The sequence below is a fragment of the Bradyrhizobium retamae genome (genome assembly GCF_001440415.1).
Taxonomy (GTDB): Bacteria; Pseudomonadota; Alphaproteobacteria; order Rhizobiales; family Xanthobacteraceae; genus Bradyrhizobium; species Bradyrhizobium retamae.
This window is the reverse complement of sequence record NZ_LLYA01000062.1, coordinates 1-3,517: the sequence shown is the minus strand read 5'-3', so window position 1 is coordinate 3,517 and position 3,517 is coordinate 1. Positions and strand designations below refer to the sequence as shown.

The following is a 3,517-nucleotide window of genomic DNA, read 5'->3' as shown; positions in this document are numbered from 1 at the left end:
CAATCCCGCATCCGGCGGCGTTCCTTCACATTACCGCCACCTCGCGATTAGCCGGTTAATGCTCATCTCTCCATTAGCCGGCAAAGCCCGCCAGATGCCGCTCGACGCATTCGCTGCCGCGGCTGTCCTCGAAGCGATAAGCCACCATCGGCGGACCGTTGCCGCCGAAGGGGCCGTCGTCCCGCGCATACGCCCACAGCCAGGCCTTTTGCGTTTTACCGGATCCGGGAGCGAGTGTCGGCAGGGTCGTCTCATCGGCGAATATCCGCTCCCCCTGCTTGATCTTCTCCAGCACGTAATCGGCGAGCGGCCGCAATTCGAAGCCGACCTTGCCCATCCGTTGCGCCATCAAAGACCGGTTGAGATCGACGCCGTCACGCGCGTAGATCGCTTCCTGCCGGTATAGCGGAAGCCCGTCGGCATATTTGGCCACCGCGATCTGAGCGAGAAGCGCTTCGGTCGGAAGGCCGCTCTCGATCAGGTGCGGCGGCGCCGGCGCCTGCACTACGCCATCGCGATAGATGTATTTCGGGCGGCGCGTCACGATCAGGCGGAACTTGGCCGGTGTCACGTCGAGGCGCTTCGACACGTCCTCGCCGATCAGAACCTTCTCCAGGCGTTCGCAACCAGGAGACACCTCGGGCTCGACGACGATCTCCACCCGCTCCAAATGCGCGCCGAACTCCTTGCGCGGCCGCGGCGCGCGTTGCGGCTTGTCGTCCTTGCCGCCTGCCTTGGCCAGTTCGGCTTCAATGGCTGCCACGCCGGTGGCGATCTCGTCAAATACGAAGGCGATCTGCTCATCGCTCGGCTTGTCGCTGCGCAAACGTTCCGAGCGCGTGCCGTAAAGCGTGCGCTCCAACATCTTCACGATCGCCGTCAGCTCCACGATCCGGGCGTCGGCCGCCTGGTTGACCGCGGCGAGATCGGCGTTCGCCGCAGTCAGTGTTGCAATCTCGGAGACGATGCGGCTGTTCTCGGCCTCGATCGCCTGCCGCTCTGACGCCAAGGCGAGGATCAGCGCATGGGCATCGGCAAGGGTCGTCGGAAGCTCTGCAACGGTCGGCGTCATCGGCGCCCATCACAGCAGAGTCGCCGCCAATCTTCCAAACCTTTCAGCGCCCTGATTCAATTCGCCGCAAGTTATCAACCCACCGATTGCGGGCGCTTCACAACCACCGGACGCACCTTCGTCCAGTCGAGCCCGTCGATCAGCGCGAGCAACTGTGCATGGTTCAGCCGGCGCAATCTTCGGCCAGCAGAACTTTGTCTCCTCGAGAGTCTTGGCAAACAGGCAGATCCCGCTGCCGTCCCACCAAACCGCCTTGATCCGGTCCGCTCTTTTCGAACGGAACACGTACAGCGCGCCGCTGAATGGATATGTGGCGGGACGGATTATGTGGCGGCGGGGCCCCTTGGGCCTTTGCGTTCAACGAAGTCTGCGGGTTCGCCGCCACATAATATTTAGATGCTGTCCAGTAGCTGTAGGACAGCGTCCTTGGGACGAAAGCGAACGCCGTGGGCGCCAGACACGCCCGCCTTGTCGAGGCCACGGCGCATCATTTCAACGTCTGCGGCGGCGTAGCGGTGCGTGGTGGCGACCTGTGAATGCCCCAGCCAGGCCTGGATGGTCAGGAGATCGACGCCCGATCGGAGAAGCTTCATGGCGAGTGAGTGCCTGAAGACGTGAGGTGAAATAGTCTTGCGCGCGAGCTCCGGCCGACTGGCGGTCGCTGTGGCGACGGCGCGTCGCACAATGTGTGTCGCTCCAAAGCGAGTCAGACGTTCGTCGTGCGTCCCGACGAATAGCGGCCTTGCCTCTTGATTGGCGAGACCTCGTTCCTTCAGCAGCGCTGTCAATGCGTGCACTAGATCCGGCGGAATAGGTACCATTCGTTCCTTCCTCCCCTTGCCGCATAGAAGTACCTGGGACCCCGGCCGAGCCATCTGAAGATCGGCGGCGTTGGCGCCGATAGCTTCGGAAACCCGGGCGCCGGTGCGCGCGAGGAAAAGCAGAAATGCCCGGTCACGCCGGCCGCGCGGCTCTCTCTGGTCAGGCGGCGTCGATGAGAGCGTCCACTTCGGCGCCAGTAAGGTGATGGGTCACCTCAACATGCGCCCGCTTTATGGGTATCGTTAGAATGCGGTTGGCGACACCGAACGACGCAGGATTGTCGGCTGCCACATGATGGAAGAATGATCGGATCGCTGTAAGGCGAGCGTTGCGGGTCGAGATGGAGTTCTTGCGCGTCTCTTCGAGCTCATCGAGAAAGGCGAGGACAAGATCTCGATCGAGATCTTCAAGAACGAGTGCTGCCGGCTTCTTGTTCGAGCATCGCGCGGCGAACAGGATCAGCAACCGCAGGGCGTCGCGATAGCACGAGATAGTTGCGGGTGTTGCATTCCTCTGCTTGGCGAGGCGATGACGGAAAAAGGACTCCAGAAGCGGCGCGAGGGCGGGAGGTGCGGTCATGAGTTGGCGCCTCCGGCGAATGCGCGGTCGGCCGCCAGGGCGAGAAGTTCCGCCGTGCCCGTGATGTAATAGGCGGTGTCGCTGTAGGAAGCATGGCCGAGATAGGTAGCCAGCAACGGCAACAGCGCCTGCACATCGGCTCGCTGTTGGTGCCAGAGAGCGAGCCGGGTTACTGCGAATCTGTGTCTGAGATCATGGGGTCTGACGGGTTTGCCATTGTCGAGTCCGGCCAGCTTGCGGGTCTCTGCGAAAGCGATTTGCAGGCCGGGCGAAGACAGCCGATTGCCACGCGAGCTGAGGAAGAAGGCGCAATCCTTGGGCGTAGAAAAGGCTGTGTCGCGGTCACGCGCATACTGGCGAAGGGCGGTCCGCGTCGTGGCGTGAACTGGAACGAGGCGGTCCTTGCGGAATTTGGTCTTCCGAATGGTCAAGATGCCGCCGGCGAGGTCGACGTCGGCGCGGTCCAGCCTGAGAGCCTCACCTGATCGCAACCCTGTGCTCGCTAGGAGCCTGTCTGAGTAGTGACTGGTCAAGAGGGAGCGAGTCTGATTCCTTGCGCAGCCATGAGCAAGGAATTTCGCCCCTGGAAGATCGACGAGGCCCAGCTTCTGCCGCCGAGCGTGCAGGATTATGTGCCGAGGGACCACGTTTCGCGGCTGATCGTGTCGCTGGTCAGGGAAAGCCTTGATCTATCGGCGATCATAGGCAGCTACCGAAGCGGGCTGGGGCAGCCGCCGTTCGATCCTCGGATGCTGACGGCGCTGCTTCTGCACGGCTACGCGAGCGGTATCTACTCGTCGCGGCGGATCGCCAGGGCGGCGGTGGAGCGGGCGGATTTCATGATGATCGTGGCGGGCGATGCGCCGGACTTCCGCACGATCTCAGAGTTCCGGCGGCGGCACCTGAAGGCGCTGGCCGACCTGTTCGCGCAGGTGTTGAAGCTGGCCGAGAAGGCCGGGTTGGTGAAGCTCGGGCACGTGGCGCTCGATGGCACCAAGATCAAGGCGAACGCGTCCAAGCACAAGGCGATGAGCTATGATCGCA

At 62.8% G+C, this 3,517-nt stretch carries 5 protein-coding genes and 1 pseudogene; 1 reads left to right on the top strand and 5 read right to left on the bottom strand.

Annotated features, from left to right (window positions below; all coding sequences use genetic code 11):
• Positions 1–76 precede the first annotated feature (76 nt).
• From tnpC to CQ13_RS09255, 5 genes and pseudogenes are all read right to left on the bottom strand, one after another.
• Positions 77–1,072: pseudogene (gene tnpC / locus CQ13_RS09270) on the bottom strand (IS66 family transposase); the annotation flags it as partial.
• A 9-nt stretch (positions 1,073–1,081) separates the two neighbouring features.
• Positions 1,082–1,396: an IS66 family insertion sequence element accessory protein TnpB gene (gene tnpB / locus CQ13_RS47055; RefSeq protein ID WP_430649672.1), complete on the bottom strand. Its 315-nt coding sequence runs from the start codon at positions 1,394–1,396 to the stop codon at positions 1,082–1,084.
• Positions 1,397–1,464: 68 nt separating this feature from the next.
• Positions 1,465–2,016 carry a tyrosine-type recombinase/integrase gene (locus CQ13_RS45465; RefSeq protein WP_245309112.1) on the bottom strand — a complete coding sequence of 184 codons (552 nt, stop codon included), beginning with the start codon at positions 2,014–2,016 and terminating at the stop codon, positions 1,465–1,467.
• 37 nt (positions 2,017–2,053) lie between these two features.
• Positions 2,054–2,473 carry a site-specific integrase gene (locus CQ13_RS45460; RefSeq protein ID WP_245309111.1) on the bottom strand — a complete coding sequence of 140 codons (420 nt, stop codon included), beginning with the start codon at positions 2,471–2,473 and terminating at the stop codon, positions 2,054–2,056.
• The gene (locus CQ13_RS09255) at positions 2,470–3,120 is read right to left on the bottom strand and encodes a tyrosine-type recombinase/integrase (protein ID WP_082637390.1); all 651 of its coding nucleotides are present in this window, start codon (positions 3,118–3,120) and stop codon (positions 2,470–2,472) included. The genes CQ13_RS45460 and CQ13_RS09255 overlap by 4 nt, the downstream gene beginning before the upstream one ends.
• On the opposite strand from CQ13_RS09255, the gene CQ13_RS45455 reads away from it, so the two are divergent.
• Positions 3,037–3,517: transposase (locus CQ13_RS45455; RefSeq protein ID WP_197427245.1), on the top strand; the 481-nt coding region annotated here is incomplete at its 3' end. The two genes, CQ13_RS09255 and CQ13_RS45455, sit on opposite strands and share 84 nt — an antisense overlap.